Source organism: Devosia sp. YR412 (assembly GCF_900110945.1).
Taxonomy (GTDB): domain Bacteria; phylum Pseudomonadota; class Alphaproteobacteria; order Rhizobiales; family Devosiaceae; genus Devosia.
Genome location: NZ_FOFL01000008.1, coordinates 50,123 through 74,278, shown reverse-complemented (window position 1 = coordinate 74,278; position 24,156 = coordinate 50,123). Strand labels below are relative to the sequence as shown.

The window sequence follows — 24,156 nt, the reverse complement described above, 5'->3', positions numbered from 1 at the left end:
TGATGAGCAAGCTGGTGGGGTTTTATCCGGGCTCGTTCGATCCGCTGACCAATGGGCATCTCGATGTCATCGAGCGCGCCTGCAAGCTGGTGGATACGCTGGTGGTCGCCGTCGGCATCAGCGCTACCAAGAAGAGCCCGCTGTTTGCCCATGAAGACCGCATCGCCATTCTCGAACAAGTGCTGGGCCCGGTCGGCAAGCGCACCGATACCGAGTTCAGAATTGTCGATTTCTCCGGCCTGATGGTCAATGCGGCGCGCGAACATGGCGCCAAGCTGATCATTCGCGGCCTGCGCGATACCACTGATTACAATTACGAAATGCAGATGGTGGGCATGAATGCGCAGATGGCGCCCGACCTGCAGACCGTATTCCTGCCCTCCAGCCCGCCGGTTCGGCATATCTCGGCCACATTGGTGCGCCAGATCGCTGAGATGGGCGGCGACATTGCCGCTTTCGTCCCGCAAATCGTCCTCAAGGCTCTGAAAAACAAATGACCGCTGTAACCCGTCGCCTGTTCGGCGCCCTCGTCATCGGCGCCGTGGCGCTGTCATCCGCCCCAAGCTTTGCCCAGAGCGGCACGCCGCACCTGATCCTGACGCTCGAAAGCGGCCCGGTCGATATCGAACTGCTGCCGGCGCTGGCGCCCAAGCATGTCGAGCGCGTCATCGCGCTGACCGAAGCCGGCAACTATGATGGCGTGGTGTTCCACCGTGTCATCGACGGCTTCATGGCCCAGACCGGCGACGTGCAATATGGCAAGAGCGGCGCCGAGGGCTTTGACCTCAACCGCGCTGGCATGGGCGGTTCCGACCTGCCCGACGTCGAGGCCGAATTCAACAGCGAGACTTTCGCGCGCGGCGTGCTCGGCGCGGCTCGCTCGCAGGATCCGAACTCGTTCAATTCGCAGTTCTTCATCACCACCGCCGACGCCAGCTTCCTCGACGGCCAGTATACCGTCTTCGGCAAGGTGATTTCCGGCATGGACCTGGTTGATGGCCTTGAGAAAGGTCCGCAGGAGCAGAATGGCGCCGTGGCCAATCCGGACAAGATCGTCAAGGCGACGATCGAGTACAAGTAAAGCAATCGGGGCGATGTGAGGCAGGGACCAGCGCGTCCCGCCTTGCACCCATCCCCCAATGGCCTTACATGCGGGCCATAATTTCCAACCGAAAGTTGAAAAAATGGCTGAATACGCCGATCCGGAAAACACCCTCGTCATCGAAACCACCAAGGGTACCGTCGTCATCGCGATGCGTCCCGACCTGGCACCCGGCCACGTCGAGCACATCAAGAAGCTGGCCCGCGAAGGCGCTTATGATGGCGTGGTGTTTCACCGCGTGATCGACGGCTTCATGGCCCAGACCGGCGACGTTCAGTTCGGCAATACCAACCTGCCCGAATTCAACCCGTCGCGCACCGGCACCGGTGGCTCGAAGTATCCCGACATCAAGGCCGAGTTCAACGCTGAGCCCCACGTCCGCGGCACCGCTTCGATGGCCCGCTCGCAGTCCCCGAACTCCGCCAATTCGCAGTTCTTCATCTGCTTCGGCGACGCCGGCTTCCTCAACAAGCAGTATACCGTTTGGGGCCAGGTCATTGAAGGCATGGAATTTGTCGACCAGATCAAGCGCGGCGAGCCCGTGATCAACCCGGACAAGATGGTCTCGGTCAAGGTCGCGGCAGATATCGCCGCCTAAGCCCGACTCGTGGCATTGATTTTGGACCCCCGGGCGCCGCTCGGGGGTCTTTTTGTTGATGGGAGCATAGCGTGCGCATGGACACCATTCTCTGGGCCCTGATGGGGATCGTCGCCGGTGCCTGCATCGCCACCCAGGCGCCGATCAATGCCCAGCTCGGCCGCAATCTCGGCGTGCCGATCGCTGCGGCTGGCGTCTCCTTCGTCGCCGGCGCGATCCTGCTGTGGACCATCGCCTTCATTTACAGCAATGTCGCCAGCATCCCGATCAACTTCGGTGCTCCGGCGCCCTGGACCTTCGTGGCCGGCGGCGTGCTTGGCGCTTTCTACGTGTTTTCCAACATCATGCTGACGCCGATGATCGGCGCCGCGGCAGTGATGGCGCTGTCGGTGGCCGGGCAATTGGTTGGCGGCATGTTTCTCGACAAGATCGGCTTCATGGGCATGGCGGTGCGCGAGATTTCCATGGGCCGCATCGCCGGCGCCGTGCTGCTGGTCACCGGCGCGCTGATGATCCGGGTGTTGTAGGAAAGCTGCGCGGCAAGCCTTCTGCCGTGCAGGTGGTTCCGGGCCGCTCTGCCCCATGCTAGGGACATCGCATGCGCGTATCCGATTTCGACTTCGACCTGCCCGAAAAGCTCATTGCCCTCCATCCCGTGGAACCGCGCGATTCCGCGCGCCTGCTGGTGGTCGATCCCAAGGTCGGCCTTGCCGACCGGCATATTCCCGACCTGCTCTGGCTGCTGAAGCCCGGCGACGTGCTAGTGGTCAATGACACGCGCGTGCTACCAGCCGAGTTGCGCGGCACCCGCGTGCGTGGCGAAAACCGCGCCAATGTCTCGTTCAACCTGCACAAGCGCGTCGATGCCCACACCTGGCGCGCCTTTGCCCGCCCGGCCAAGAAACTGGCGCTGCTCGACCGCCTGGAATTGGGCAACGGCCAGGCCGATGCGCTGGTGGCGACGGTCGCCGGCCGTGGCGATACCGGTGAAGTGACGCTGGAATTCGACCTTGGCGGTGCTCAGCTCGACGAGGCGATCAAGTCACATGGCGCCATGCCGCTGCCGCCCTATATCGGCGCCAAGCGCGATGTCGAGGAACGCGATCTCGTCGATTACCAGACCGTCTATGCCGCCGAGGATGGTGCCGTGGCGGCGCCGACGGCGGGCCTGCATTTCACCGAGAAGCTGCTGCAGCAGTTGACCGACAAGGGCGTCACAATCGAGCGGGTAACGCTGCATGTCGGTGCAGGGACCTTTCTGCCGATGAAGGTCGACGATACCGACGACCACGTCATGCATGCCGAATGGGGCGAGATCGACCAGGCGACGGTGGAACGTATCCGCGTCAAGCAGGCGCTGGGTGGCCGCGTTATCGCCGTCGGTACCACCAGCCTCCGCCTGCTCGAAACCGCCTCGCGCAAGACTGGCACGCTGCAGCCCTTCATGGGCGATACCGATATCTTCATCACCCCCGGCTTCCGCTTTGCCACGGTCGATGCGCTGATGACCAATTTCCACCTGCCGAAGTCGACGCTGTTCATGCTGGTCTCAGCCTTTGCCGGCATGGACATGATGAAGCGCGCCTATGCCCATGCGATCGAGGATGGATACCGGTTCTACTCGTATGGCGATTCGTCGCTGCTGCTGCGCGCACGACCCGAAGAGGATGAGGAAGAGCTGTAGCTCTTCCCACCTCGCGGCCAACCCGCTATGACCGCGCGCATGAGCGAAACGACCAAACAAGTCACCTTCACCCTTTCCGCCACCGACGGCATGGCGCGGCGCGGCCGCATCGACACGCCGCGCGGCGATATCCAGACACCGGCCTTCATGCCGGTGGGCACGGCCGGCACGGTCAAGGCCATGTATCCCGAGCAGGTGCGCGAGACCGGCGCCGATATCCTGCTCGGCAATACCTATCACCTGATGCTGCGGCCCGGCGCCGAGCGCGTCGCCAGCCAGGGCGGCCTGCACGACTTCATGGACTGGCAGCGCCCGATCCTCACCGATAGCGGCGGCTTCCAGGTCATGTCGCTGGCCCAATTGCGTAAGCTGACGGAGAAGGGCGTCACCTTCCGCAGCCATATCGATGGCTCGAGCCACGAGCTGACGCCTGAGCGCTCGATCGAGATCCAGACGCTGCTCGATAGCGACATCATCATGCAGCTCGATGAATGCCTGAAGCTCCCCGCCGAGACCAAGGAAATCGAGCGCGCCATGCAGCTGTCGCTGCGCTGGGCCGACCGCTCCAAGACTGCCTTCAACAACCAGCAGAACCGCGCCCTGTTCGGCATCGTGCAGGGCGGCGACGATCCCGAGCTGCGCGCCAAGTCGGCGCAGGGGCTGAAGAGCATCGGTTTTGACGGCTATGCCGTCGGTGGCCTCGCTGTGGGCGAGCCGCAGGAGGTGATGTTCAAGGTGATCGAGGAGATTACCCCAGAACTCCCGACCGACCGCCCACGCTACCTGATGGGCGTCGGCAAGCCCGACGACATTCTGGGCGCCATTGGCCGCGGCATCGACATGTTCGACTGCGTGCATCCGACCCGCGCCGGCCGCCACGGCCACGTCTATACGCGCTTCGGCGTCATCAACCTGAAAAATGCCCGGCATAGGGATGATCATCGCCCGATCGACGAGGCCTCGCCCAATCCCAACTGCCGTCGCTGGAGCCGCGCCTATCTGCATCACCTTGTTAAGACAGAAGAGATTTTGGGCGCGATGATCCTTTCCCAGATCAACCTGGCCTATTATCAAGAGCTGGTGCAGGGCTGTCGCGGGGCGATAGAAGACAGCCGATTTACTGATTTTGCGGCAGAGACGCGCGCGGCCTGGGCCGCTGGCGACCTGCCGGTTCTCTGATCAACACAAGGTTTTCCGCAATGGCAAAGTCCGGACGCAAGGCAAGTTTTTCGAGCCTCGACAAGCATCGCAAGCGCCTTGAAGAGCAGCCGATGCGCGTACAGTTCGCCGTCGATCCGAACCGCTTCAAGCGCTATTCGGCCGAAGGCGCCGGCATCCTGCTGGATTACTCCAAGAACCGCATCGACGAAGACACTATGTCCGCGCTGTTCGACCTGGCCCGCGCCGCCGGCGTCGAGGAACGCCGCGACCTGATGTGCGAAGGCGAGCATATCAACATCACCGAAGATCGCGCCGTCATGCATATGGCGCTGCGCTACCAGGGCGATCATCCGGTGCCGGTCGACGGCAAGGATGTCATGCCCGATATCCGCGCCGTGCTGGCAGCGCTCGAGGCCTATACCAATGCCGTGCGCTCCGGGGAAATTCGCGGCCATGGCGGCGAGCAGTTTACCGACGTCGTCAATATCGGCATCGGCGGCTCCGACCTCGGCCCGGCCATGGTGACGCTGGCGTTGGAACCCTATACCCGCGCCGACCTGCGCGCCCACTACGTCTCCAACGTCGATGGCGCCCATATCCACGACATCCTCAAGCGCCTCGACCCCAAGCGCACCCTGTTCATCGTCGCGTCGAAGACCTTCACCACCGACGAGACCATGACCAATGCCAATTCGGCGCGCGAATGGATCGCCGATACGCTGGGCGAAGAGGCCGTGCCCAACCACTTTGCCGCCGTCTCGACCAACATCCCGGCCTGCGCCAAGTTTGGCATTCGCGAAGACCGCATCTTCGGCTTCTGGGACTGGGTTGGCGGGCGCTATTCGGTCTGGTCAGCCATCGGCCTGCCGATCGCTCTGGCCGTCGGCTATGACAATTTCGCAAAATTTCTCAAGGGTGCCGATGCTATGGACCGGCATTTCCTGTCGGCCCCGCTGGAAAAGAACCTGCCGGTCATCATGGCCATGCTCGGCGTCTGGTATCGCAACGTCTGGGGTTTCTCGACCCATGCCGTGCTGCCCTATGACCAGCGCCTGAGCCGCTTTGCCGCCTATCTGCAGCAGCAGGATATGGAGAGCAACGGCAAGTCGGTGACGCTGGCGGGCAAGCCGGTCGGCTGGTCCACCGGTCCGATCGTCTGGGGCGAGCCGGGCACCAACGGCCAGCACGCCTTCTACCAGCTTATCCACCAGGGCACCGACGTCATCCCGGCCGATTTCCTGATCGCTGCCCGCCCGCATGAATCGCTGCCGCCGCATCACGACAAGCTGGTCGCCAATGTCCTGGCGCAGTCCGAAGCCCTGATGCTGGGCAAGACCGAGGAAGAAGTCATCGGCGAGCTCAAGGCTCAGGGCCTCGACAAGGCGAAGATCAAGGAACTGACTCCGCACAAGGTGTTCCCCGGCAACCGTCCGTCCAACACGCTGTTCTACGAGCAGCTGACCCCCGAAACGCTGGGTTCGCTGGTCGCGCTCTATGAGCACAAGGTGTTCACCCAGGGCGTGATCTGGAACGTCAATTCCTATGACCAGTGGGGCGTCGAACTGGGCAAGCAACTGGCCAAGGCCTTGCTGCCCAAGGTCGAAGGCAAGCAGAGCGGGGAGGGGCACGACAGCTCGACACAGGGCTTGCTCGCCTATTACCTCGCCAACAAGGGCTGATGTCTTGACCATCACGACCGAAGAACAGCTCGAGCGGCTGAAAGCCATCGGGCGCATCTGCGCCATCACCCGCGAGGCCATGGCCTCGGCCATGCGGCCCGGCATGACCACGCTTGAGCTCGACGAGATCGGCGCCAAGCTGCTGGCCGAGCATGGCGCACTGTCGGCGCCGATCGTCACCTATGATTTCCCCGGCGCGACCTGCATTTCAGTCAACGAGGAAATCGCCCATGGCATCCCGGGCGACCGGGTGCTCAAGGATGGCGACCTAGTCAATATCGACGTTTCCGCCGTCAGGGATGGCGTCTTCGCCGATTGCGGCTCGTCGCATATCCTGGGCACCGGCGATCAGCGTCTGGTCAATCTCTGCCGTGACGGCAAGAAGGCCATGTGGGCCGGGATCAATGCGGTCAAGGCCGGCGCGCCTTTGGCTGATATCGGCGAGGCCATCGGCAAGTTCGCCAAAAAGGGTGGCTATACGTTGATCCGCAATCTCGCCAGCCATGGCGTCGGCGACAGCCTGCATGACGAGCCGGGCGAGATTTCCACTTGGCCCGACCGCTCCGAGCGCCGTCGCATGACCAATGGCCTGGTCTTCACCATCGAGCCATTCTTGTCGCTGGGTGGGAAAATGTCGGACCATAAGTCCGAGGACGACGAATGGACGCTGATCTCACGCCCGTCAGCGCCCTGCGTGCAATATGAGCATACCGTGGTGGCAACGCCGCGCGGTGCGGTCGTGGTGACGCTGGCGGCCTAAAGCCAGACCAGCAGCATCGGGCCCATCACCACCATGGCGATGCCGACCACGAAGCGCAGGTTGCCCAACGTGCGCAGGTTCTGCACGCTCAAAATGCTCGACAGCACCATGAAGGCCACCAGGGTGATGAAGGTCGAGGTCAACGGGTTGAGCGTGAAGGCCGTGTTTTCGGTCAGTTGCAGATAGATCATATGCCCGCCGATAAAGCCGAGCAGGGCGGTGATCACCACGGCAACGGCTTTCGAGGCGATCAGCAGCGCCATATCGACCGTGCGGCTGGTCATCAGCAGCGCGATGCCTGCGGCGGTGACATGCACGGCGGCCAGCGTCGAAAAAATCTGGCTATTGGCCAGCAGCGGCACCATTTCGGGCGGTGCGCTCAGCGGCAGCGAGCCGACCATCGGCAGGTTGGCGCCATAGGTCGCCAGCAGCAGGATGATATAGAGCATCACCAGCGTACCGGCGGCAAACACCAGAGCGGTTGTCGCCAGCACCTTTAGCAGATCGGTGAAATCCTGTGACACGTCAGGGCCTGGTGATCGGGGAAAGGATGGTATGCCGGGAGGGGGTCGAACCCTCGACCATTCGATTAAAAGTCGAATGCTCTACCACTGAGCTACCGGCACGCACCAAACCAGAACTTGCTGGCGTCGCGGCGGAACATAGCCACGTTCCCTCTGCTGTCAACCGCAATTGCGCGAACCTCAATAGTCGAGTGGTGTTCCGGTAAACGGTACGGGCATGCAGGCCACCGAGACGCGCTCCAGCCGGCCGCATAGCGCGCTGGCCTCCGCCAGTTGCGCAATCGGGCCGACCACGAGACGCTTCTTGGTGCCATTCGATTCGTCGGCCAGCACCGGCGCCAGCCCGAACAGCAGCGGCCCGAGCTTTACATTGAGGTCGCGCCAGGTCTCGGAGGCCTGTTCCGCGCCAATGGCCGGGCCGAGCGCCAGGCCAAAGGTGGTGGCGCTGGCAGGCGTAGCGGCCTGCTGCACAGGCGCGGGAATTGGCTGGCTCGGCACCGGTGGCGCCAATTCGGCCATCGGCTGCTGCCGCACCAGCACGGAGCCTCCCTCGGCCTCGAATTCTGTCCCGGCATCGGTGCCGATCGCCGAGGTCAGGCTGGAGCGATCCACCCCGCTGCTGCGCGGCGATAGTTCCAAAAGATTTGGCACGCTGACTTCCAACGCGCCGACGCGCCGCACCACTTCGCCGCTCTGCTCTTCACCGAGATTGAAGCGCGCCGTGAGCACGCCGTTTTCGCGATGCAGTTCCTGCATCTGCAGGCGAAGATCGGCGACCTGGCTGCGCAATTGCGTGAGGGAAGCGCCTTCGATGCGGGTCTTGTGCAGGCCGGCCAGCACGCTTTGCGGCACCATGGCCGAGACATTGGCACCCATCACGGCAATGGCAGCCAGCACCAGGGCAACAATGCCCCAAGTGGTCACGTCCGATTGCCGGAATTGTTCGGATGCTTTAGCCAAGGCGAAACCCCGATGGTGCCAAGAATCAGGCGTTACATCTTTATTGACCATGACGCCGCCGTTACCGCTTCGCCAACAGTTCCGTGCCACAATGCTGTGAAAATGAGCTGTTTAGACGTGAATATCCGGAGATTTCCCAATGACTGAGCTGCTGTCGATCATTCTTGCTGCGGGCGAGGGCACGCGCATGCGATCGGCAACACCCAAGGTGCTGCATCCGGTGGGCGGCATGGCGATCATCGGGCACGTCGCTCGCGCAGCACGCGAAGCGGGTTCGTCGCAGATCGCTTTGGTCACCGGACCCAAGCATCAGAAGATCCGCGATGCGATCACCGCCTTGCATCCGGACGTGCAGCATTTCGAGCAGAGCGTGGCCCGCGGCACGGCCCATGCGGCCTCGATGGCGCGCGAGTTGTTCGACAAGGCCACCGGCTATGTGGCCGTGGTCTATGGCGATCATCCGCTGCTGCGCGGCGACAATTTTCGTGCCGTGCTGGACCGCCTCGATGACGGGCTGGACGTAGCCATTCTGGGCTTTGAGCCCAAGGATCCGACCGGCTATGGCCGCTTCATCACCGATGGCGATACGCTGCTGGCGATCCGCGAGCACAAGGACGCTTCTGAAGCCGAGCGCCAGATTGGCCTATGCAACGCCTGCATCCTCGCCTTCCGCGCCGACGTTTTCCGCGACCTGATCGACAAGGTGGAAACCAATAACGCCCAGGGTGAATATTATCTGACCGACCTCGTTGGCCTCGCCAATGCTGCCGGCAAGAAGGTCGGCTATGGCATTGCCCCGGAAAACGACGTGATGGGCGTCAATGACCGCAGCCAGCTGGCCCACGCCGAAGGCCTGTTCCAGGAGTTGCGGCGTTCGGACTTCATGAAGGCCGGCGTGACGCTGAAAGACCCGGCTAGCGTCTGGTTTTCCTATGACACCGAGATCGGCCGCGATGTCACCATTTTCCCCAACGTGGTCTTTGGCGCCGGCGTCAAGATCGCCGACAATGTGGAAATCCGCGCCTTTTGCGACATCGAGGATGCGGTGATCGGGGAGGGGGCCTCCATCGGTCCCTTCGCCCGCATTCGCGGTGGTGCCGAACTCGGCCCGGACGTGCATCTGGGCAATTTCGTCGAGGTCAAGAAGAGCAAGATCGGCGCCGGCACCAAGGCTGGTCACCTCAGCTATCTCGGCGACGCCGAAATCGGCTCCAAGACCAATATCGGGGCCGGCACCATCACCTGCAATTATGATGGCGTGAACAAGGACAGGACCGTCATTGGCGACAATGTCTTCATCGGTTCCAATGCATCCTTGGTGGCTCCGGTAACCATCGGCAATGGCGCCTATACGGCCTCGGGCAGCGTGATCACCGAAGACGTGCCGGCCGATGCCGTGGCCTTCGGCCGGGCGAGGCAAGAAACCAAGCCGGGCTATGCGCCAAAACTTCGCGAGAAGGCTCTCGCCAAAAAAGCAGCGGCCCAGGCGGCCAAGGGGAAGTAAGAGCATGTGCGGTATTGTTGGTATCGTCGGCAGCGAACCGGTTGCCTCCCGTCTGGTCGATGCGCTGAAGCGCCTGGAATATCGCGGCTATGACAGCGCCGGTGTCGCGACGCTCGATGGCGGCGCCATTTCGCGTCGGCGCGCCGAAGGCAAGCTCGGCAATCTGGCGCAGAAGCTGGGTTTTGAGCCGCTGGGCGGCAATATCGGCATCGGCCACACCCGCTGGGCGACGCATGGCGCGCCGACCGAGAACAATGCCCATCCCCATGCCACCGACCGCGTCGCCGTGGTGCACAATGGCATTATCGAAAATTATCGCGACATGCTGGCCGACCTCGCCAAGGACGGCTATTTGCCCAAGACGCAGACCGATACCGAATCCGTCGCCCTCTGGGTCAGCCGCGAACTGGCCAATGGCGCCGATCCCGAACTGGCCGTTGCCCGTACGCTGAAAACGCTCAAGGGCGCCTTCGCGCTGGCCTTCCTGTTCAACGGCGAGGAAAGCCTGCTCATCGCCGCCCGCCACGGCGCGCCGCTGGCCATCGGCTATGGCACGACCGAAATGTATCTCGGCTCCGACGCCATGGCCTTGGCCCCCTTCACCTCGCGCCTGACTTATCTCGAAGACGGCGACTGGGCGGTGATTACCCCCAAGGGCGTCACCATTCGCGACGGCAAGGATGCAGTGGTGCAGCGCGAGCAGCAGATCTCCCAGGCCTCGGCGCTGATGGTCGACAAGGGCAACCATCGCCATTTCATGGCCAAGGAAATCTACGAGCAGCCCGAAACCATTTCGCATACGCTGAGCCACTATGTGGACATGGGGGCCGAAAAGGTCGCCATACGCGAGACTTTGCCCTTCGATTTCGCCGACCTGAGCCGCCTCACCATCAGCGCCTGCGGCACCGCCTATCTGGCCGGTGCTGTGGCGAAATACTGGTTCGAGCGCTATGCCCGCCTGCCGGTCGATATCGATGTGGCGTCGGAATTCCGTTATCGCGAGCCGCCGCTGGAAAAGGGCGGATTGTCGCTGTTCATCTCCCAGTCGGGCGAAACTGCCGACACGCTTGCTGCGCTGCGCTATTGCGCCGGTCAGGGCCAGCATGTGGCTTCGCTGGTCAATACGCTGGAATCGACCATTGCCCGCGAATCCAACGTGGTGTTCCCGATCCTCTGCGGTCCCGAGATTGGCGTCGCCTCGACAAAGGCGCTGACGGCGCAACTGACTGCCCTCGCCAGCCTAGCCATCGCGGCCGGACGGGCCCGCGGCGTGCTCAGCGTCGAGCAGGAAACCGACTTCGTTCGGTCGCTGGTCGGCCTGCCGACCGCTGTTTCCGAAGCCCTGGCCACAGAAGGCCAGATCATGGACATCGCCAAGCGCCTGTCCAAGGCCAAGGACGTGCTCTATCTCGGCCGTGGCCCGATGTTCCCCATCGCCATGGAAGGCGCGCTGAAGCTCAAGGAAATCAGCTATATCCACGCCGAAGGTTATGCGGCAGGTGAACTCAAGCACGGCCCCATCGCCCTGGTCGACGAAGATATGCCGGTGATCGTCGTCGCGCCATCGGATGAACTGGTCGACAAGACCCTCTCCAATATGCAGGAAGTAGCCGCCCGCGGTGGCAAGATCATCCTGATCACCGACGCCGAAGGCGCTGAAACCGTCGGCCATGGCGTGGCGGATATCATTGTCATCCCGCATGTCTCGAGCTTCGTCGCGCCGATCCTGGCCACCATTCCGGTGCAGCTGCTGGCCTATCACACGGCCGTTTTCATGGGCACGGACGTGGATCAGCCGCGCAATCTGGCCAAGTCGGTGACGGTGGAATAAGGCGCTATCCCGCCCGGATCAGCGGGATCGCCAAGTCTTTCCTGAACAAATACAGCAGGGTCTGGGCGGCTTCGCCATCCGGCCCCTTGAGCGCCGGATTGGCGGTCAGCAGCGCCTTGGCGTCGTCATGGGCGAAATCCAGTAGGTGGCGGTGCACGTCCGGAACGGCCAACCGATAGCCGGGCATGCCGGATTGTCTTGTGCCGAGCACGTCGCCCTGGCCGCGCAATTCGAGGTCGCGTTCGGCGATTTCGAAACCATCTTCGCTGGATTTGATGGTTTCGAGCCGTGCCTGCGCGGTCTGGCTCAGCGGGTCCTTGTAGAGCAGCAGGCAGGCCGAGCGCTGCGAGCCGCGACCAACACGGCCGCGCAGCTGGTGCAATTGGGCGAGGCCGAAGCGTTCGGCGTGTTCGATGATCATGATCGACGCATTGGGCACATCGACGCCGACTTCAATCACCGTGGTGGCGACTAACAGCTTGAGTTCATTGGCCGAAAAGCGCTGCATCACTTCCTGCTTGGCGGCGGCGCTCATCCGGCCATGCACCAAAGCGACCTCGTCGCCGAAGACTTTCTGCAGCTCGGCGAAACGGTCTTCGGCAGCAACCACCTGCAGATGCTCGCTTTCCTCGACCAGCGGGCAGACCCAGAAGGCCTGCGCGCCTTCACCCAGGCGCGCCTGCAGGCGGGCGATGACACGGGGGTAGTCGCCGATGGATAATACTGCCGTATCAATAGGTTGGCGGCCCTTTGGCTTTTCCCGCAATATGCTAACCGACATGTCACCAAAGTGGGTCAGGACGAGCGTTCTGGGGATAGGTGTGGCGGTCATCACCAAGAGGTCGGTATGCTTGCCCTTGTCGGAGAGTGCCAGCCGCTGATGCACGCCGAAGCGATGCTGCTCGTCGACCACAGTCAGGCCCAGATTGTGGAACTCGACGCCCGACTGGAACAGCGCATGGGTGCCGACGACGACGGTCGTATCACCATTGGCAATGCCGGCCAGCTTGGCCCGGCGTTCGGCCGCCGGCATCTTGCCTGTCAGCAGTTCGCAGCCCAGCCCGACGGCGTCGCACAGTGGCTTTAAGGTCTTGAAGTGCTGTGAGGCTAGTAGCTCTGTCGGCGCCATCAGCGCCGATTGGGCACCACCTTCGGCAACCGCCGCCATGGCCATCAGCGCCACCACGGTCTTGCCGGCGCCCACATCGCCCTGCAGCAGCCGCGACATGCGGTCGGGCGAGGCGAGGTCGGCGCGAATTTCATCCACGGCCTGCTGCTGGCCTTCGGTCAGCGAAAAGGGGAGCGCCTTGGTGACGCGATAGGTGATGGAGCCGGTGAATCGCCGCGCGATGCCGCTTTCCCGGGTCATGCTCGAGCGGATCAACTGCAGCGTGATCTGCCCGGCCAGATATTCGTCATAAGCCAGTCGCATACGGGCAGGGGACCACAGCTGCGCCTCGTCCGGGTTGGTCGGCAGATGCACCATGCGCATCGCGTCGACAAAGCTCGGCCATTTGCGCTGCGCCATGGTCTCGGCGTTGATCCATTCGGGCAGCTCGGGGACGCTGTCGACCACCTGGCGCACCAGCTTGGCCAGCGCCTTGGAACTGAGCCCCTGGGTCAGCGGATAGACCGGCTCAACCAGTGGGAGCGTGGCGAACTTGTCTTCCTCGACAATATAGTCGGGATGGGTGATCTGCTTCTCGCCGTTGAAGAAGCCGATGGTGCCCGAGACATAGCGCTCTTCGCCCACCGGCAGCGCCTTTTCGACCCAGCCTCCCTGGGCGCGGAAGAATACCAGCTGCATGTCGCCGGTGTCGTCATGGGCAAACACCCGATGCGGCACATGCGGCTTGCCTTGTGGTGGTGGCTGGTGCCGGTCGATGTGCAGCTTTAGCGTGACGATCTGGTTGAGATAGGCCTCGGCAATGCCGACCTGCCGGCGCCGATCCACCACGCCCGACGGCATATGCATCAATATATCGAGCGCAATGGCTTCCTGGCCGTCCGGGGCGCCGAAGAACTTGGTCAGCAGGACAGCCAATTTGTCGCCGACACCCTTGATGGAGTGCAGCGAGGCAAACAGCGGCGATAGGCTTTCGGGACGGCTCACGATTCGACGGGGCTCCTGGATGGGCAAGCTAGCTTCTGGCGGGAACCCCGTCACCCCTCGGGAATTGGTGGCTGACAAGCCTAAGCAATCCGCGTAAACAATGCGACCAAATCGAGAACACTTTCAGGATCATGGTGCGTCAAATGACTGCCGGTGAAGATATTTCCATGCGACGCAAGAAGCTCCGTTACCGTGCCTGGCATCGCGGCACCAAGGAGATGGACCTGATCCTCGGCCCCTATGCCGACGCGCATACCGAAGCGCTGGACGAAAAAGGTCTTGATCGGCTGGAAGCCCTGATGAACGAGGAAGACCCGCCGCTGCTCAAATGGGTGATGGGGTCGGAAGAGCCGCCCGACTATGTCGACCGCGCCTTCCTCGCCGAAGTGATCGCCGACCATCAGGCACGTTTGGCCAAATGAACGAGCTCGCCCCGCAGCGCCCGACGCGCACCATCGCCAATGTTCCCGACGGCATGCAGCCCATGGTGCTGGCCAAGCTCGTGCAGCAGCGCATCGAGGCGGCGCCGGACGATGCGGCCAGCCTGGTCTTTGTGGCGCGCGATGGCCGCCGGCTGCAACGCATGGCCGATATCCTCACCGCCATGCTGCCGGGCCATACGATCCTGACGCTGCCGGCCTGGGATTGCCTGCCCTATGACCGTGTCTCTCCCAACAATGTGACCATTGCCGCGCGGATGAACACGCTGGCGGCGCTGACCTCGGGCGCCAAGGGCGCCGTGGTCCTTACCGCCGTCAACGGCTTGATCCAGCGCCTGCCGCCGCGCGATGTGGTGGAAACCATGTCCTTTTCGGCCGCCACGGGACGCATCGTCGATAGCAACAAGCTGATCGCCTGGGCGGCCAATAATGGCTATCTGCGCGTGCCGACGGTGCGTGAAAGTGGCGAATATGCCGTGCGCGGCGGGCTGGTGGACCTGTTCCCGGCCAGCGCCGAGGCGCCGCTGCGCTTCGACTTTTTCGGCAGCCAGCTCGAATCCATCCGCAGCTTCGATCCCGACAGCCAGCGCACCACTGGTACGCTGAAACGCGTCGACCTGACACCGATGAGCGAAGTCGTGCTCACCGACGAGACTATCAAGCGCTTCCGGCAAAACTACACGGCCACTTTCGGCGGGAATACCGTCGACGACACGCTCTATGCCTCGGTCAGCGGCGGTTCGCGCTATTCCGGCACCGAGCACTGGCTGCCGTTCTTTTACGAGCATCTCGATACGCTCTCCGACTATGTCGGCGACGCCCCCTTCGTCTTCGACGAGCAGGCCGCCGAAGCCTATGCCGACCGCGTGACGCAGGTCCGCGACTATTATGACGCCCGCGAAGCGGCGCGGCTGCTGCCGGTGGTCGCCGGTTCCGGCGCGCCCTACAAGCCGGTCAAGCCCGAGCTGCTCTATACCGTCGACCAGCATCCCTATGCCCTGGCTGGCGCCTCGACGGTGCAGCTCAGCCAGTTCATGGCGCCGGATACCAAGGCCTCAAACGATGCCGGCGGTCATATTGCGCCCAGCTTTGCCGCCGAGCGGCAGGCGCAGGACACCAACCTGTTCCAGTCGGTCGTTGAACGCCTGCTGTCCGAGCGCCGCAACGGCCGCCGCGCCATTGTCGCCTGTTGGAGCACGGGTACCCGCGACCGCATGGTGCAGGTGCTCAAGGACCATGGACTGACCAATCCGCGCCTCGCGGAAAACTGGCGCGATGCCGAAACCACCAGCGCCGCGACAACGTCATTGGTGGTGCTGCCGCTGGAAACTGGCTTCGAGACCAAGGACCTGCTGGTCCTCTCCGAACAGGACATTCTCGGCGAACGCATTCTGCGCCCGCAGCGTAAGAAGAAGGCGTCCGATGCGCTGACCGAAGCGGCGAGCCTCGCGGCCGGCGATCTGGTGGTGCATGTCGATCACGGTATCGGCCGCTTCCTTGGCCTCAAGGTGATCGAGGCCGGCGGCGCTCCGCATGAATGCGTCGAACTCGAATATGGCGGCGAGACCAAGCTCTACCTGCCGGTCGAGAATATCGAACTGCTGACCCGCTATGGCTCAGACGACGGCAATGTCACCCTCGACAAGCTGGGCGGCGTCGCCTGGCAGGCCAAGAAGGGCAAGCTCAAGAAGCGCATCCGCGAAATGGCGGAACAGCTCATCAAGATCGCCGCCGCTCGCCTGCTCAGCAAGGCGGACGTGGTGGAAATCAACCCCGGCGCCTATGACGAATTCGCCGCCCGCTTCCCCTATGAGGAGACCGAGGACCAGATGGCCGCCATCGAGGCTGTGTTCGATGACGTGACCTCGGGCCGCGTCATGGACCGCCTGGTCTGCGGCGACGTCGGCTTCGGCAAGACCGAAGTGGCGTTGCGCGCTGCTTTTGCCGTGGCGCTCAGCGGCAAGCAGGTTGCCGTGGTGGTGCCGACGACGCTGCTGTCGCGCCAGCATTTCAAGACCTTTTCGGAACGCTTCAAGGGCCTGCCGGTCAATGTGCGCCATGCCTCGCGCATGGTCAGTGCCGCCGAGCTCAAGGCGACCAAGGAAGGCCTGGCCGATGGGCAGGTCGATATCGTGGTCGGCACCCACGCGCTGCTCAGCAAGACCATCCAGTTCAAGGATCTCGGCCTGCTGATCATCGACGAAGAGCAGCACTTCGGCGTCGGTCACAAGGAACGTCTGAAGGACCTCAAGGCCAATGTGCATGTGCTGACGCTGACGGCGACGCCGATTCCGCGTACGCTGCAGATGGCGCTCACGGGCGTCCGCGATCTCTCGCTGCTGGCAACGCCGCCGGTGGACCGCCTCGCCATCCGCACCTTCATCGCGCCCTTCGACGCGCTGTCGATCCGGGAGGCGCTGCTGCGCGAAAAGTATCGTGGCGGGCAGAGCTTCTATGTCGTGCCGCGCATCAAGGACCAGCACGAGATCGCCGAATTCCTCAAGGCCCAGGTGCCCGAGGTCAGCTTCGTGGTGGCCAATGGCCAGATGGCGCCGGGCGAGCTCGACGACATCATGAATGCCTTCTACGACAACAAGTTCGACGTGCTGGTCGCCACCACCATCGTCGAATCGGGCCTCGACATTCCCAATGCCAATACGCTGGTCGTGCACCGCGCCGATCATTTCGGCCTGGCCCAGCTCTACCAGATCCGTGGCCGTATCGGCCGGGCCAAGGCCCGCGCCTATGCGCTGTTCACCGTGCCGTCTGACAAGAAGTTGACCGACACCGCCGAGCGTCGTCTCGGCGTTCTGCAATCGCTCGAGAGCCTCGGCGCAGGCTTCCAGCTGGCCAGCCACGATCTCGATATCCGCGGGGCAGGGAACATGCTCGGCGACGAGCAGTCGGGCAATATCCGCGAGGTCGGCTATGAGCTCTACCAGTCCATGCTGGAAGAGGCCGTGGCGGCGCTGCGCAATGGCGAAGCCGACTACGAAGACAAGAACGACTGGAGCCCGCAGATCTCGCTGGGCATGCCAGTGATGATTCCCGAAAACTACATTCCGGACCTCCAGGTCCGCATGCAGCTCTATCGCCGCCTCGGCGATCTGACCGATATCCGCGATATCGACGCTGCTGGCGCAGAATTGATCGACCGTTTCGGCCCGCTGCCCGAAGAGGTGGAAGCCCTGCTCAAGGTGATCCTCGTCAAGGCGCTGTGCCGCCAGGCCAATGTCGAAAAGGTCGATGCCGGCCCCAAGGGCGCGGTCATCTCGCTGCGCAACAACGAATATCCCAATCCGGCGGCGCTGGTGAAGCTGGTCAGCGATCCGGCCAACCAGGTGCGCATCAAGCCCGATCAGAAGCTCGTGTTCGCCCGCAACTGGCCAACGCCGAATGACCGCCTCAAGGGGGCGGCGGCAATCCTGTCACGCCTCGCAAAACTGGCAGAAATCGCCGCATAAACCATCCGTATCAACCCTCTCTCGCCATAATCCTTTTGCAAGGTGTCATGGTCATGTTATTGCCCGAATTCAGCACTTGAAGGGCAGTTCAATTCTCAAGGTGGCGCCAAGCCATCCGGGACCGCCAAAGAAGCCAAGGAAATTCTATGAACATCAGGAAACCTCTCGTCGCTGGTTTTGCGGTGGCCGCGCTCATGCTGTCCCCGCTGTCGGCTTTCGCCCAGGAGGCTGCTCCTGCTGCGCCCGCAGTGGAAGCGCCAGCCGCTGAGGCCCCTGCTGCCGGCACCCCGGCTGCACCCGCCGATAATTCTGCCGGCAACCAGAACTGGCTGAAGGTCTGCGATCCGCTGCCCGATGGCCAGAAGGCCTGCATCATGCGCCAGGTCGTCCTGGCCAACGGCCAGTTCCTCGGCTCCTTCCTGCTGCGTGACGATCCGGGCCAGGAATCGCGCCTGTTGGCCGTTGCTGCCGTTCCGCTCGGCGTGCTGCTGCCCTTCGGCCTGACCTGGCAGATCGACGGCGCCAAGCCGATCCGCGTGCCCTATATGCTGTGCGACCCGACCTCTTGCGCCACCCAGCTGGTGATCAACGAGCAGTATGTGAACTCGCTCAAGAAGGGCGGCGTGCTCAAGCTGACCGCCAAGAACCGCCAGAACCAGGACCTGACCATCGACATCACCCTGGCCGGCTTCACTTCGGCCTATGATGGCGATGCTGCGCTGACCTTCGACGAATTCCGTCAGGAAACCTCGGGCGAGAACGCGCTGGAGCAGGTGCTGCAGGATCGCGCCGAGACGCTGCGCCAGCAGCTCAATGGCGGTACCGCACCGGCTGCGGGAACCGAAGCCCCGGCTGCTGCACCTGCGACGCCATAAGCGTCAGGCAAATAGAGTTTGAGAAAAGGGCGCGGTGCAAACCGCGCCCTTTTTTTGTGGAGCTAGCGCTGCCCCATGCCGACGGCAAAAGCCTGTTTGCGCAGGGCCGGGGCGAGCTTGAGGGCCCAGAGGCCGCCGGCCCGCAGCGCCTGCGCCGGGATCATCTCGGCCAGCAGCGAGCGGAACAGCGTATCCACCATGCTGCCGGTGCGCGCGAGATCGCTGGCCCGACGGCGGGCATAGTCGGCACTGACTTTGACAGCCCATTCTGGCGCGGCGCGATCTTGCGCTGCCAGCGCATCGGCCAGGTCGGACACGTCGCGCAGGCCTAGATTCAGCCCCTGCGCGCCGATTGGCGGGAAGGCATGCGCCGCTTCGCCGACCAGCACCACGCCATCGGCCCCGGCTTGGTCGACGCTGAGCGTGCTGAGCGGGAAGACGAAAGCGGAACTGGCCAAAGTGATGCTGCCGAACAGCCGCTGCGATTTTTCCAGCAGCATTGCCGTCAACCGCTCCGGCCCACTCTCCCTGGCCGCCAGCAGCGTCGCATGATTGTCGATCCACACCAGATTGGCGCGCTTGCCGCCGGCCGGCACCAGCGTAAACGGACCCTGCGGATAGTGGAATTCCACCGACGTGCCGCCCACCGAACGGCCGAGGTCGAGATCGCAGACCAGCGCCGACTGGCTGAACGCAGTTTCCCGCGCCCGAAGACCCGCCGCGCCGCGCACCAGCGACTTCTTGCCATCGGCTCCGATGATCAAAGGCGCCGTAAGGGTTGTGCCATCCGTCAGCGTGACCGTAGTGCCCTGCAGAGCGGTAACGCCGAGGTCACGGGTTTCGAGATTGCCCAGCGTCGCCGCCACGGCATGAAAACGCTCCAGCAGCGTGGTATTGGCAAAATTCCAGCCAAACGCCTCAAGCCCGGCTTCGCCCGCATCGAACAGCGTCTCCGGCGCACGGATCAGCCGCCCGGTGGCATCGATGATGCGGATCTGCGTCAGGGCATGCCCGAGCTGGGCCGGGTCATCCACCAGGCCGGCCTGCTTGAGGAAATCCACGCTCGGCATCATCAATGCGGACGTGCGCCGGTCCGGCGGCCCGACGGGCGCAAGATGAATGGTCTTGAGCCCCGTCTGCGCTACGGCAATCGCCGCAGCCACACCAGCCAGCCCGCCACCGACCACGATGGCATCCGCGTCATAGGCACTCATTGGACGGTCACCGTTGTTTTGGACCCGCTCGTGCCCAACAGGCTGCCGGCAAAGGAGCCGGCAAACATGGCGACGAGGAAGATCCAGAGATTGTCAGGCAGGAAGGCGATCAGCGATAGCGCCGGGCCCGGGCAGATGCCGGCCATACCCCAGCCGATGCCGAACAGCGCTGCGCCACCGATCAGCCGCGCGTCAATCGTCTTGGCCTGCGGCTCATGGAAGCTTGTGTCGAACACCGGTGCCTGCCGCCGTTTGCCGATCTGCACGGCAATGAACATGACGAGGATCGCCGGGCCGATGACAAAGGCCAGGCTCGGGTCCCAGCCGCCGCTCGGAATGGCGCCGAAATCGATGAAGCGCAGCACCTTCAGCGGGTCGACCATCTGCGAGACATAGAGACCGGCACCAAACAGCGCGCCGCTGACGCCGGCCGTGGCAAGATAGGACAGCCTGGCCATCACACCACCCCCGTCACGGCAACGGTGACGATGGCGACGCCGAAGAACACCACCACGGCGACCAGCGAACGCCGCGACAATCGCGCCAGCCCGCAGACGCCATGGCCCGAAGTGCAGCCATTGCCGATCCGAGTGCCGATGCCCGTGAGCAATCCAGCGATGGCCAGCCAGATCGGCGTCGGCACGCCCCATGCGGCTGGCGCTTCAACCAAGCGCACACCATTTGCGGCGAGCCCCGGAAACAGCTGTGCAGTGACGAATGTCCCGGCCACCAGCGCCACCAGAAACACCACACGCCAGAGCGTGCTGCCGGCCGGCGGCAGCACCTGGCCAAAAATTCCGGAGATGCCGGCGATGCGGCCATTGCCGAGCCAAAGCACGGCGGCGGCGAGGCCAATGAGGCTGCCGCCCAGGGCAGCAGAAAGCGGGCTGAACGATTCCATGCGGTCACTCATAAGGACTGTGGTCCGTAGATTACCACCCGCTGCAAGGCCGAAGCCAGCCTTGCGGCACCTGCTTTATGCTGCCCAATGCCGCACTTGGCGGAAAACCCTGCTGTAAAGCCTTTCCCCCACGACAGGCTCTGCTTAGATAGACACCAACAAAACTCGAAATGGAGCCGACAATGTTCGAACTACTGGCCGATCCCGCCGTCTGGGTCGCCTTCGGTACTCTGACGATCATGGAGATCGTTCTGGGCATCGACAATATCGTCTTCATTTCGGTGCTGGTGTCGCGCCTGCCGCGCGAGCAGGCCGAATTCGCCCGCAAGCTCGGCATTGGCCTGGCGCTGGTCTTCCGCATCATCCTGCTGTTCCTGATCAGCTGGATCGTCCAGCTGCAGGACCCGGTCTTTTCCGCCTTCGGCCAGGACTTCTCCTGGAAAGACATCATCCTGATCGCCGGTGGCGGCTTCCTGATCTACAAGGCGACGCATGAAATGCATGCCGCCATCGAGGACAACCACGAAGTGGGCGTCGGCGATGTGGTGAAAGCCTCGCTGCAGGCGATCCTCGTGCAGATCGTCGTCATCGACATGGTGTTCTCGATCGATTCGATCATCACCGCCGTTGGCATGGTCCCCGCCGACCAGGTCTTCGTCATGGTTGCGGCCGTGCTGGTCGCCGTGGGCGTGATGTTCGTCGCCTCCGGCCCGATCGCCAAATTCGTTGCCGATCACCCCACCACCAAGATGCTGGCCCTGTCCTTCCTGTTGCTGATCGGCGTGTCGCTGGTTGCCGATGGCACCGGCTTCCACATCGAAAAGGGCTATATCTACGCCGCCATGGGCTTTTCCGTGCTGGTCGAGGCGGTCAACATTTTTGCCAAGCAGCGCAAGGTTCGTCTCGGCGGCAAGCCGGCCGGCAAGCATGACTTTACGCCGTTTACTGGTGACACCGGCTCGGTCTCGTCCGCTGCTGGCGTCGCTGCCGTAACCCGCAAGCCGGCTGCCGCGACCACCAAGGCGGCCACACCAGTGGCAGCCGCAGCCAAGACGCGCGCCACGCCGCAGGCCAAGGCCCAGGCCCGCCCGAAGTCGGCACCGCGCAAGCCCAAGGCTCCGAAGTGACCCGGGCTGTCGTTGTCCACCAGACCGGTGGTCCAGAGGCCCTGAGCGTCGAGGACTGGCCGCTGGCCAGTCCCGGGCCGGGGCAGGTGGCCATCCGCCAAACCGCTGTAGGCCTCAACTTTATCGACACGTACCAGCGCTCCGGCCTCTATCCGATGCAGACGCCCTTCGTTGCCGGCAGCGAAGGTGCCGGTGTGGTTACCGCTTTAGGCGAGGGTGTCACCAGCCTCAAACTCGGCGATCGCGTGGCCTATCAGGGCCAGATCGGCGCCTATGCCGATGAACGCCTCGTCGTCGCCGATCGCGTTGTGCCAATTCCCGATGGCGTCTCCGACCAAACCGCTGCTGCCATCATGTTGAAAGGCCTGACGGCCTTTTACCTACTGTTCAAGACCTGGCCGCTCGCCAAGGACGAAACCATTCTCTGGCACGCGGCCGCCGGCGGCGTCGGCCAGATCGCCACGCAATGGGCCAAGTCGCTTGGCGCCACCGTGATCGGCACCGCCGGCAGCGATGAGAAATGCGATTTGGCCAAGGCGCAGGGCTGCGACCACGTTATCAACTATTCCACGCAAGACTTTGCCGCCCGCGTGCGCGAGCTGACCGGGGGCAGGGGCGTCGACGTGGTCTATGACGGCGTCGGCAAGTCGACCTTTGAAAAATCGCTCGATTGCCTGCGCCCACGCGGGCTGATGGTCAGCTTCGGCAATGCCTCGGGCGTGGTATCCATCCCCGATGTCACCGTGCTGTCGCGCAAGGGCTCGCTCTATGTGACGCGCCCGACCACGGCGCATTACTTCCAGACCCGCGACGAACTGCTCGAAGGCGCCGGCAAGCTGTTTGCCGCTGTCACGAGTGGCGCCATCAAGGTCGACGTGGCCCGCACCTTCCCGCTGGCCGAAGCCGCCAATGCCCATCGCGCACTCGAAGCCCGCGAGACCACGGGATCGGTGGTTCTGCTGCCGTAAACGAGACCGCGCCGGACTGGACAGCCCGGCGCTCTCCCGCTAAACGCTGATTTCGCAGGTTTGGCGCTTTGCTCCAGGCCTGCCGCGGAAGGGTGGCAGAGTGGTCGATTGCAGCGGTCTTGAAAACCGCCGATGTGCAAGCATCCGTGGGTTCGAATCCCACCCCTTCCGCCAATCAGCTCACCGGCGGCACTGAGTATTTCCGGGCGGTCACCAGCCAGATGCCCGACGTGACCAAGGCCAGTGCGGCGAGATTGTTCCACTGCACGATGTTCTCGCCGAGGATCACGCCCGACAGCGAAATGCCGAAGATCGGGATGGCGCAGTTGAAGATTGCGACCACGCCGACCGGATTGTGCTTGAGCAGCAGGCCCCAGAGCGAAAAGGCCAGCGCGGAGATTGCCGCCAGATAGGCCAGCAGCACGGCTGCACCGACGCTTGGCACGCTGAAGTGCCCACCGGCCAGCAGGCCAACCGATAGCAGAGCCAGGCCACCCAGCAGCAATTGCCAGCCCGTCATCAACCCGGTGTCCACCTGCTGGCTGATACCGCGCCCATAAAGCGTGCCGATCGAGAACAGCAGCGCTGCGGCCAGCACAAAACCCTCGCCGAGAAAGGAAATGCTGTTGTCGATCGGCGAAGCCAGATTGACGATGAGCACGCTGGAAAAGCCGAGCAGGCAGCCAATCACCCGTTGCCAGCTGAGACGGTCATTGGCCAACAGAAAATGCGCCAGCAGCACCGAAAAGAACGTGCTGGTGGCCGAGATGATGGATACCTTGACGCCGGTGGAATGTGCCAGGCCGACATAGAAGAACAGATATTGCGCACCGGTTGAGACGAGGCCAAGCAGCAGCAGGCGCGACATCTGTGCCGGTGGCTGGACCACCCGTTGCGCACGGATGAGGCCAAACAGCAGCAGCATGGCACCGGCCAGCACGAAGCGCACGCCAGCAAACACCATAATGGATGGTGTATCCGATGGCGCCAGTGCGAACAGCTCATAGCCATATTTGACGGCGGGAACCGCGCTGCCCCACAGCAGGCAACACAACAGGGCGATCGCCACGACAACGCGCCGGTCCTGCAACCGGCTCAAAGGGCTATTCAAGTCAGGCTCCTGCTCGCGCCGACTCGTGTGACATCGCGGAGATCGGCAGCCCGCTATAGCCATTCGGCCGGCTGGCGGCCACAGCCAAGCAATCGTGCAGGCCAGATCAGGCTCGACCAGACAGGCTTGCCCTGCTATGG

Annotated in this window: 22 protein-coding genes and 2 tRNA genes; 16 read left to right on the top strand and 8 right to left on the bottom strand. The window is 63.3% G+C overall.

Annotation, left to right across the window (positions count from 1 at the left end):
• Nucleotides 1–2 precede the first annotated feature (2 nt).
• From coaD to map, 8 genes are all read left to right on the top strand, one after another.
• The gene (gene coaD, locus BM045_RS18350) at nucleotides 3–497 is read left to right on the top strand and encodes a pantetheine-phosphate adenylyltransferase (protein ID WP_092185924.1); all 495 of its coding nucleotides are present in this window, start codon (nucleotides 3–5) and stop codon (nucleotides 495–497) included.
• Nucleotides 494–1,081: a peptidylprolyl isomerase gene (locus BM045_RS18345; RefSeq protein ID WP_092185922.1), complete on the top strand. Its 588-nt coding sequence runs from the start codon at nucleotides 494–496 to the stop codon at nucleotides 1,079–1,081. Before coaD ends, BM045_RS18345 begins: the two co-directional genes overlap by 4 nt.
• Before the next feature lie 103 nt (nucleotides 1,082–1,184).
• Nucleotides 1,185–1,700: a peptidylprolyl isomerase gene (locus BM045_RS18340; protein ID WP_092185920.1), complete on the top strand. Its 516-nt coding sequence runs from the start codon at nucleotides 1,185–1,187 to the stop codon at nucleotides 1,698–1,700.
• 77 nt (nucleotides 1,701–1,777) lie between these two features.
• Nucleotides 1,778–2,227 (top strand): DMT family transporter, encoded by a 450-nt coding sequence (locus BM045_RS18335; protein ID WP_092185918.1) that lies wholly within the window; start codon nucleotides 1,778–1,780, stop codon nucleotides 2,225–2,227.
• A gap of 71 nt (nucleotides 2,228–2,298) precedes the next feature.
• Nucleotides 2,299–3,384: a tRNA preQ1(34) S-adenosylmethionine ribosyltransferase-isomerase QueA gene (gene queA, locus BM045_RS18330; RefSeq protein WP_092185916.1), complete on the top strand. Its 1,086-nt coding sequence runs from the start codon at nucleotides 2,299–2,301 to the stop codon at nucleotides 3,382–3,384.
• Between the two features lie 39 nt (nucleotides 3,385–3,423).
• Entirely contained in the window at nucleotides 3,424–4,563 is a 1,140-nt protein-coding gene (tgt, locus tag BM045_RS18325; protein WP_092185970.1) for a tRNA guanosine(34) transglycosylase Tgt, read from the top strand.
• Nucleotides 4,564–4,583: 20 nt separating this feature from the next.
• The gene (gene pgi, locus BM045_RS18320) at nucleotides 4,584–6,224 is read left to right on the top strand and encodes a glucose-6-phosphate isomerase (protein WP_092185914.1); all 1,641 of its coding nucleotides are present in this window, start codon (nucleotides 4,584–4,586) and stop codon (nucleotides 6,222–6,224) included.
• A 4-nt stretch (nucleotides 6,225–6,228) separates the two neighbouring features.
• On the top strand, nucleotides 6,229–6,984 hold the full coding sequence (gene map, locus BM045_RS18315; RefSeq protein ID WP_092185912.1) for a type I methionyl aminopeptidase: 756 nt from the start codon (nucleotides 6,229–6,231) through the stop codon (nucleotides 6,982–6,984).
• Here the strand turns inward: map and BM045_RS18310 are convergent.
• From BM045_RS18310 to BM045_RS18300, 3 genes are all read right to left on the bottom strand, one after another.
• Complete coding sequence (locus BM045_RS18310) at nucleotides 6,981–7,508, bottom strand: hypothetical protein (RefSeq protein WP_092185910.1); 528 nt, start codon at nucleotides 7,506–7,508, stop codon at nucleotides 6,981–6,983. The two genes, map and BM045_RS18310, sit on opposite strands and share 4 nt — an antisense overlap.
• 27 nt (nucleotides 7,509–7,535) lie before the next feature.
• Nucleotides 7,536–7,610: transfer RNA gene (locus BM045_RS18305), tRNA-Lys, on the bottom strand.
• 78 nt (nucleotides 7,611–7,688) lie between these two features.
• Nucleotides 7,689–8,468: a hypothetical protein gene (locus BM045_RS18300; RefSeq protein ID WP_139198837.1), complete on the bottom strand. Its 780-nt coding sequence runs from the start codon at nucleotides 8,466–8,468 to the stop codon at nucleotides 7,689–7,691.
• 139 nt (nucleotides 8,469–8,607) lie between these two features.
• Here BM045_RS18300 and glmU point away from each other — a divergent pair, with 139 nt between their 5' ends.
• On the top strand, nucleotides 8,608–9,972 hold the full coding sequence (gene glmU / locus BM045_RS18295; protein ID WP_092185906.1) for a bifunctional UDP-N-acetylglucosamine diphosphorylase/glucosamine-1-phosphate N-acetyltransferase GlmU: 1,365 nt from the start codon (nucleotides 8,608–8,610) through the stop codon (nucleotides 9,970–9,972).
• A 4-nt stretch (nucleotides 9,973–9,976) separates the two neighbouring features.
• Nucleotides 9,977–11,803, top strand: coding sequence for a glutamine--fructose-6-phosphate transaminase (isomerizing) (glmS, locus tag BM045_RS18290; protein WP_092185904.1), 1,827 nt, complete (start codon nucleotides 9,977–9,979; stop codon nucleotides 11,801–11,803).
• A gap of 4 nt (nucleotides 11,804–11,807) precedes the next feature.
• Here glmS and recG read toward each other — a convergent pair whose 3' ends face one another.
• Nucleotides 11,808–13,916, bottom strand: coding sequence for an ATP-dependent DNA helicase RecG (gene recG, locus BM045_RS18285; RefSeq protein ID WP_092185968.1), 2,109 nt, complete (start codon nucleotides 13,914–13,916; stop codon nucleotides 11,808–11,810).
• Between the two features lie 143 nt (nucleotides 13,917–14,059).
• Between recG and BM045_RS18280 the strand changes: the two genes are divergently transcribed.
• The 3 genes from BM045_RS18280 (at nucleotide 14,060) to BM045_RS18270 (ending at nucleotide 18,695) form a co-directional block, all read left to right on the top strand.
• Nucleotides 14,060–14,338 (top strand): FAD assembly factor SdhE, encoded by a 279-nt coding sequence (locus BM045_RS18280; protein WP_210185047.1) that lies wholly within the window; start codon nucleotides 14,060–14,062, stop codon nucleotides 14,336–14,338.
• Nucleotides 14,335–17,820, top strand: coding sequence for a transcription-repair coupling factor (gene mfd, locus BM045_RS18275; protein WP_092185900.1), 3,486 nt, complete (start codon nucleotides 14,335–14,337; stop codon nucleotides 17,818–17,820). Before BM045_RS18280 ends, mfd begins: the two co-directional genes overlap by 4 nt.
• 146 nt (nucleotides 17,821–17,966) lie before the next feature.
• The gene (locus BM045_RS18270) at nucleotides 17,967–18,695 is read left to right on the top strand and encodes an invasion associated locus B family protein (RefSeq protein WP_092185898.1); all 729 of its coding nucleotides are present in this window, start codon (nucleotides 17,967–17,969) and stop codon (nucleotides 18,693–18,695) included.
• Between the two features lie 62 nt (nucleotides 18,696–18,757).
• Here BM045_RS18270 and BM045_RS18265 read toward each other — a convergent pair whose 3' ends face one another.
• From BM045_RS18265 to BM045_RS18255, 3 genes are read right to left on the bottom strand one after another with little or no spacing between them, the layout of a single operon-like run.
• Complete coding sequence (locus BM045_RS18265) at nucleotides 18,758–19,909, bottom strand: FAD-dependent monooxygenase (protein WP_092185896.1); 1,152 nt, start codon at nucleotides 19,907–19,909, stop codon at nucleotides 18,758–18,760.
• Entirely contained in the window at nucleotides 19,906–20,367 is a 462-nt protein-coding gene (locus BM045_RS18260) for a DUF6691 family protein (RefSeq protein ID WP_092185894.1), read from the bottom strand. The genes BM045_RS18265 and BM045_RS18260 overlap by 4 nt, the downstream gene beginning before the upstream one ends.
• Nucleotides 20,367–20,810: a YeeE/YedE family protein gene (locus tag BM045_RS18255; RefSeq protein ID WP_092185892.1), complete on the bottom strand. Its 444-nt coding sequence runs from the start codon at nucleotides 20,808–20,810 to the stop codon at nucleotides 20,367–20,369. Before BM045_RS18255 ends, BM045_RS18260 begins: the two co-directional genes overlap by 1 nt.
• A gap of 182 nt (nucleotides 20,811–20,992) precedes the next feature.
• On the opposite strand from BM045_RS18255, the gene BM045_RS18250 reads away from it, so the two are divergent.
• From BM045_RS18250 to BM045_RS18240, 3 genes are all read left to right on the top strand, one after another.
• Nucleotides 20,993–21,937 carry a TerC family protein gene (locus tag BM045_RS18250; protein WP_092185890.1) on the top strand — a complete coding sequence of 315 codons (945 nt, stop codon included), beginning with the start codon at nucleotides 20,993–20,995 and terminating at the stop codon, nucleotides 21,935–21,937.
• A complete protein-coding gene (locus BM045_RS18245; protein WP_092185888.1) occupies nucleotides 21,934–22,905 on the top strand; it encodes a quinone oxidoreductase family protein in 972 nt (323 codons plus the stop codon). Before BM045_RS18250 ends, BM045_RS18245 begins: the two co-directional genes overlap by 4 nt.
• Nucleotides 22,906–22,991: 86 nt before the next feature.
• Nucleotides 22,992–23,079 (top strand) — tRNA-Ser (locus tag BM045_RS18240).
• 1 nt (nucleotide 23,080) lies between these two features.
• Here the strand turns inward: BM045_RS18240 and BM045_RS18235 are convergent.
• Nucleotides 23,081–24,016, bottom strand: coding sequence for a DMT family transporter (locus BM045_RS18235; protein WP_210185046.1), 936 nt, complete (start codon nucleotides 24,014–24,016; stop codon nucleotides 23,081–23,083).
• Nucleotides 24,017–24,156: the final 140 nt, after the last annotated feature.

Bases quoted from the DNA above. Each gene is read 5' to 3' on its own strand.
- BM045_RS18265 (WP_092185896.1), bottom strand. From the start codon at position 19,909: ATGAGTGCCTATGACGCGGATGCCATCGTGGTCGGTGGCGGGCTGGCT.
- BM045_RS18335 (WP_092185918.1), top strand. From the start codon at position 1,778: ATGGACACCATTCTCTGGGCCCTGATGGGGATCGTCGCCGGTGCCTGC.
- coaD (WP_092185924.1), top strand. From the start codon at position 3: ATGAGCAAGCTGGTGGGGTTTTATCCGGGCTCGTTCGATCCGCTGACC.
- glmU (WP_092185906.1), top strand. From the start codon at position 8,608: ATGACTGAGCTGCTGTCGATCATTCTTGCTGCGGGCGAGGGCACGCGC.
- BM045_RS18280 (WP_210185047.1), top strand. From the start codon at position 14,060: ATGACTGCCGGTGAAGATATTTCCATGCGACGCAAGAAGCTCCGTTAC.
- queA (WP_092185916.1), top strand. From the start codon at position 2,299: ATGCGCGTATCCGATTTCGACTTCGACCTGCCCGAAAAGCTCATTGCC.
- mfd (WP_092185900.1), top strand. From the start codon at position 14,335: ATGAACGAGCTCGCCCCGCAGCGCCCGACGCGCACCATCGCCAATGTT.
- pgi (WP_092185914.1), top strand. From the start codon at position 4,584: ATGGCAAAGTCCGGACGCAAGGCAAGTTTTTCGAGCCTCGACAAGCAT.
- BM045_RS18270 (WP_092185898.1), top strand. From the start codon at position 17,967: ATGAACATCAGGAAACCTCTCGTCGCTGGTTTTGCGGTGGCCGCGCTC.
- BM045_RS18340 (WP_092185920.1), top strand. From the start codon at position 1,185: ATGGCTGAATACGCCGATCCGGAAAACACCCTCGTCATCGAAACCACC.
- BM045_RS18250 (WP_092185890.1), top strand. From the start codon at position 20,993: ATGTTCGAACTACTGGCCGATCCCGCCGTCTGGGTCGCCTTCGGTACT.
- BM045_RS18260 (WP_092185894.1), bottom strand. From the start codon at position 20,367: ATGGCCAGGCTGTCCTATCTTGCCACGGCCGGCGTCAGCGGCGCGCTG.
- glmS (WP_092185904.1), top strand. From the start codon at position 9,977: ATGTGCGGTATTGTTGGTATCGTCGGCAGCGAACCGGTTGCCTCCCGT.
- BM045_RS18255 (WP_092185892.1), bottom strand. From the start codon at position 20,810: ATGGAATCGTTCAGCCCGCTTTCTGCTGCCCTGGGCGGCAGCCTCATT.
- tgt (WP_092185970.1), top strand. From the start codon at position 3,424: ATGAGCGAAACGACCAAACAAGTCACCTTCACCCTTTCCGCCACCGAC.
- BM045_RS18345 (WP_092185922.1), top strand. From the start codon at position 494: ATGACCGCTGTAACCCGTCGCCTGTTCGGCGCCCTCGTCATCGGCGCC.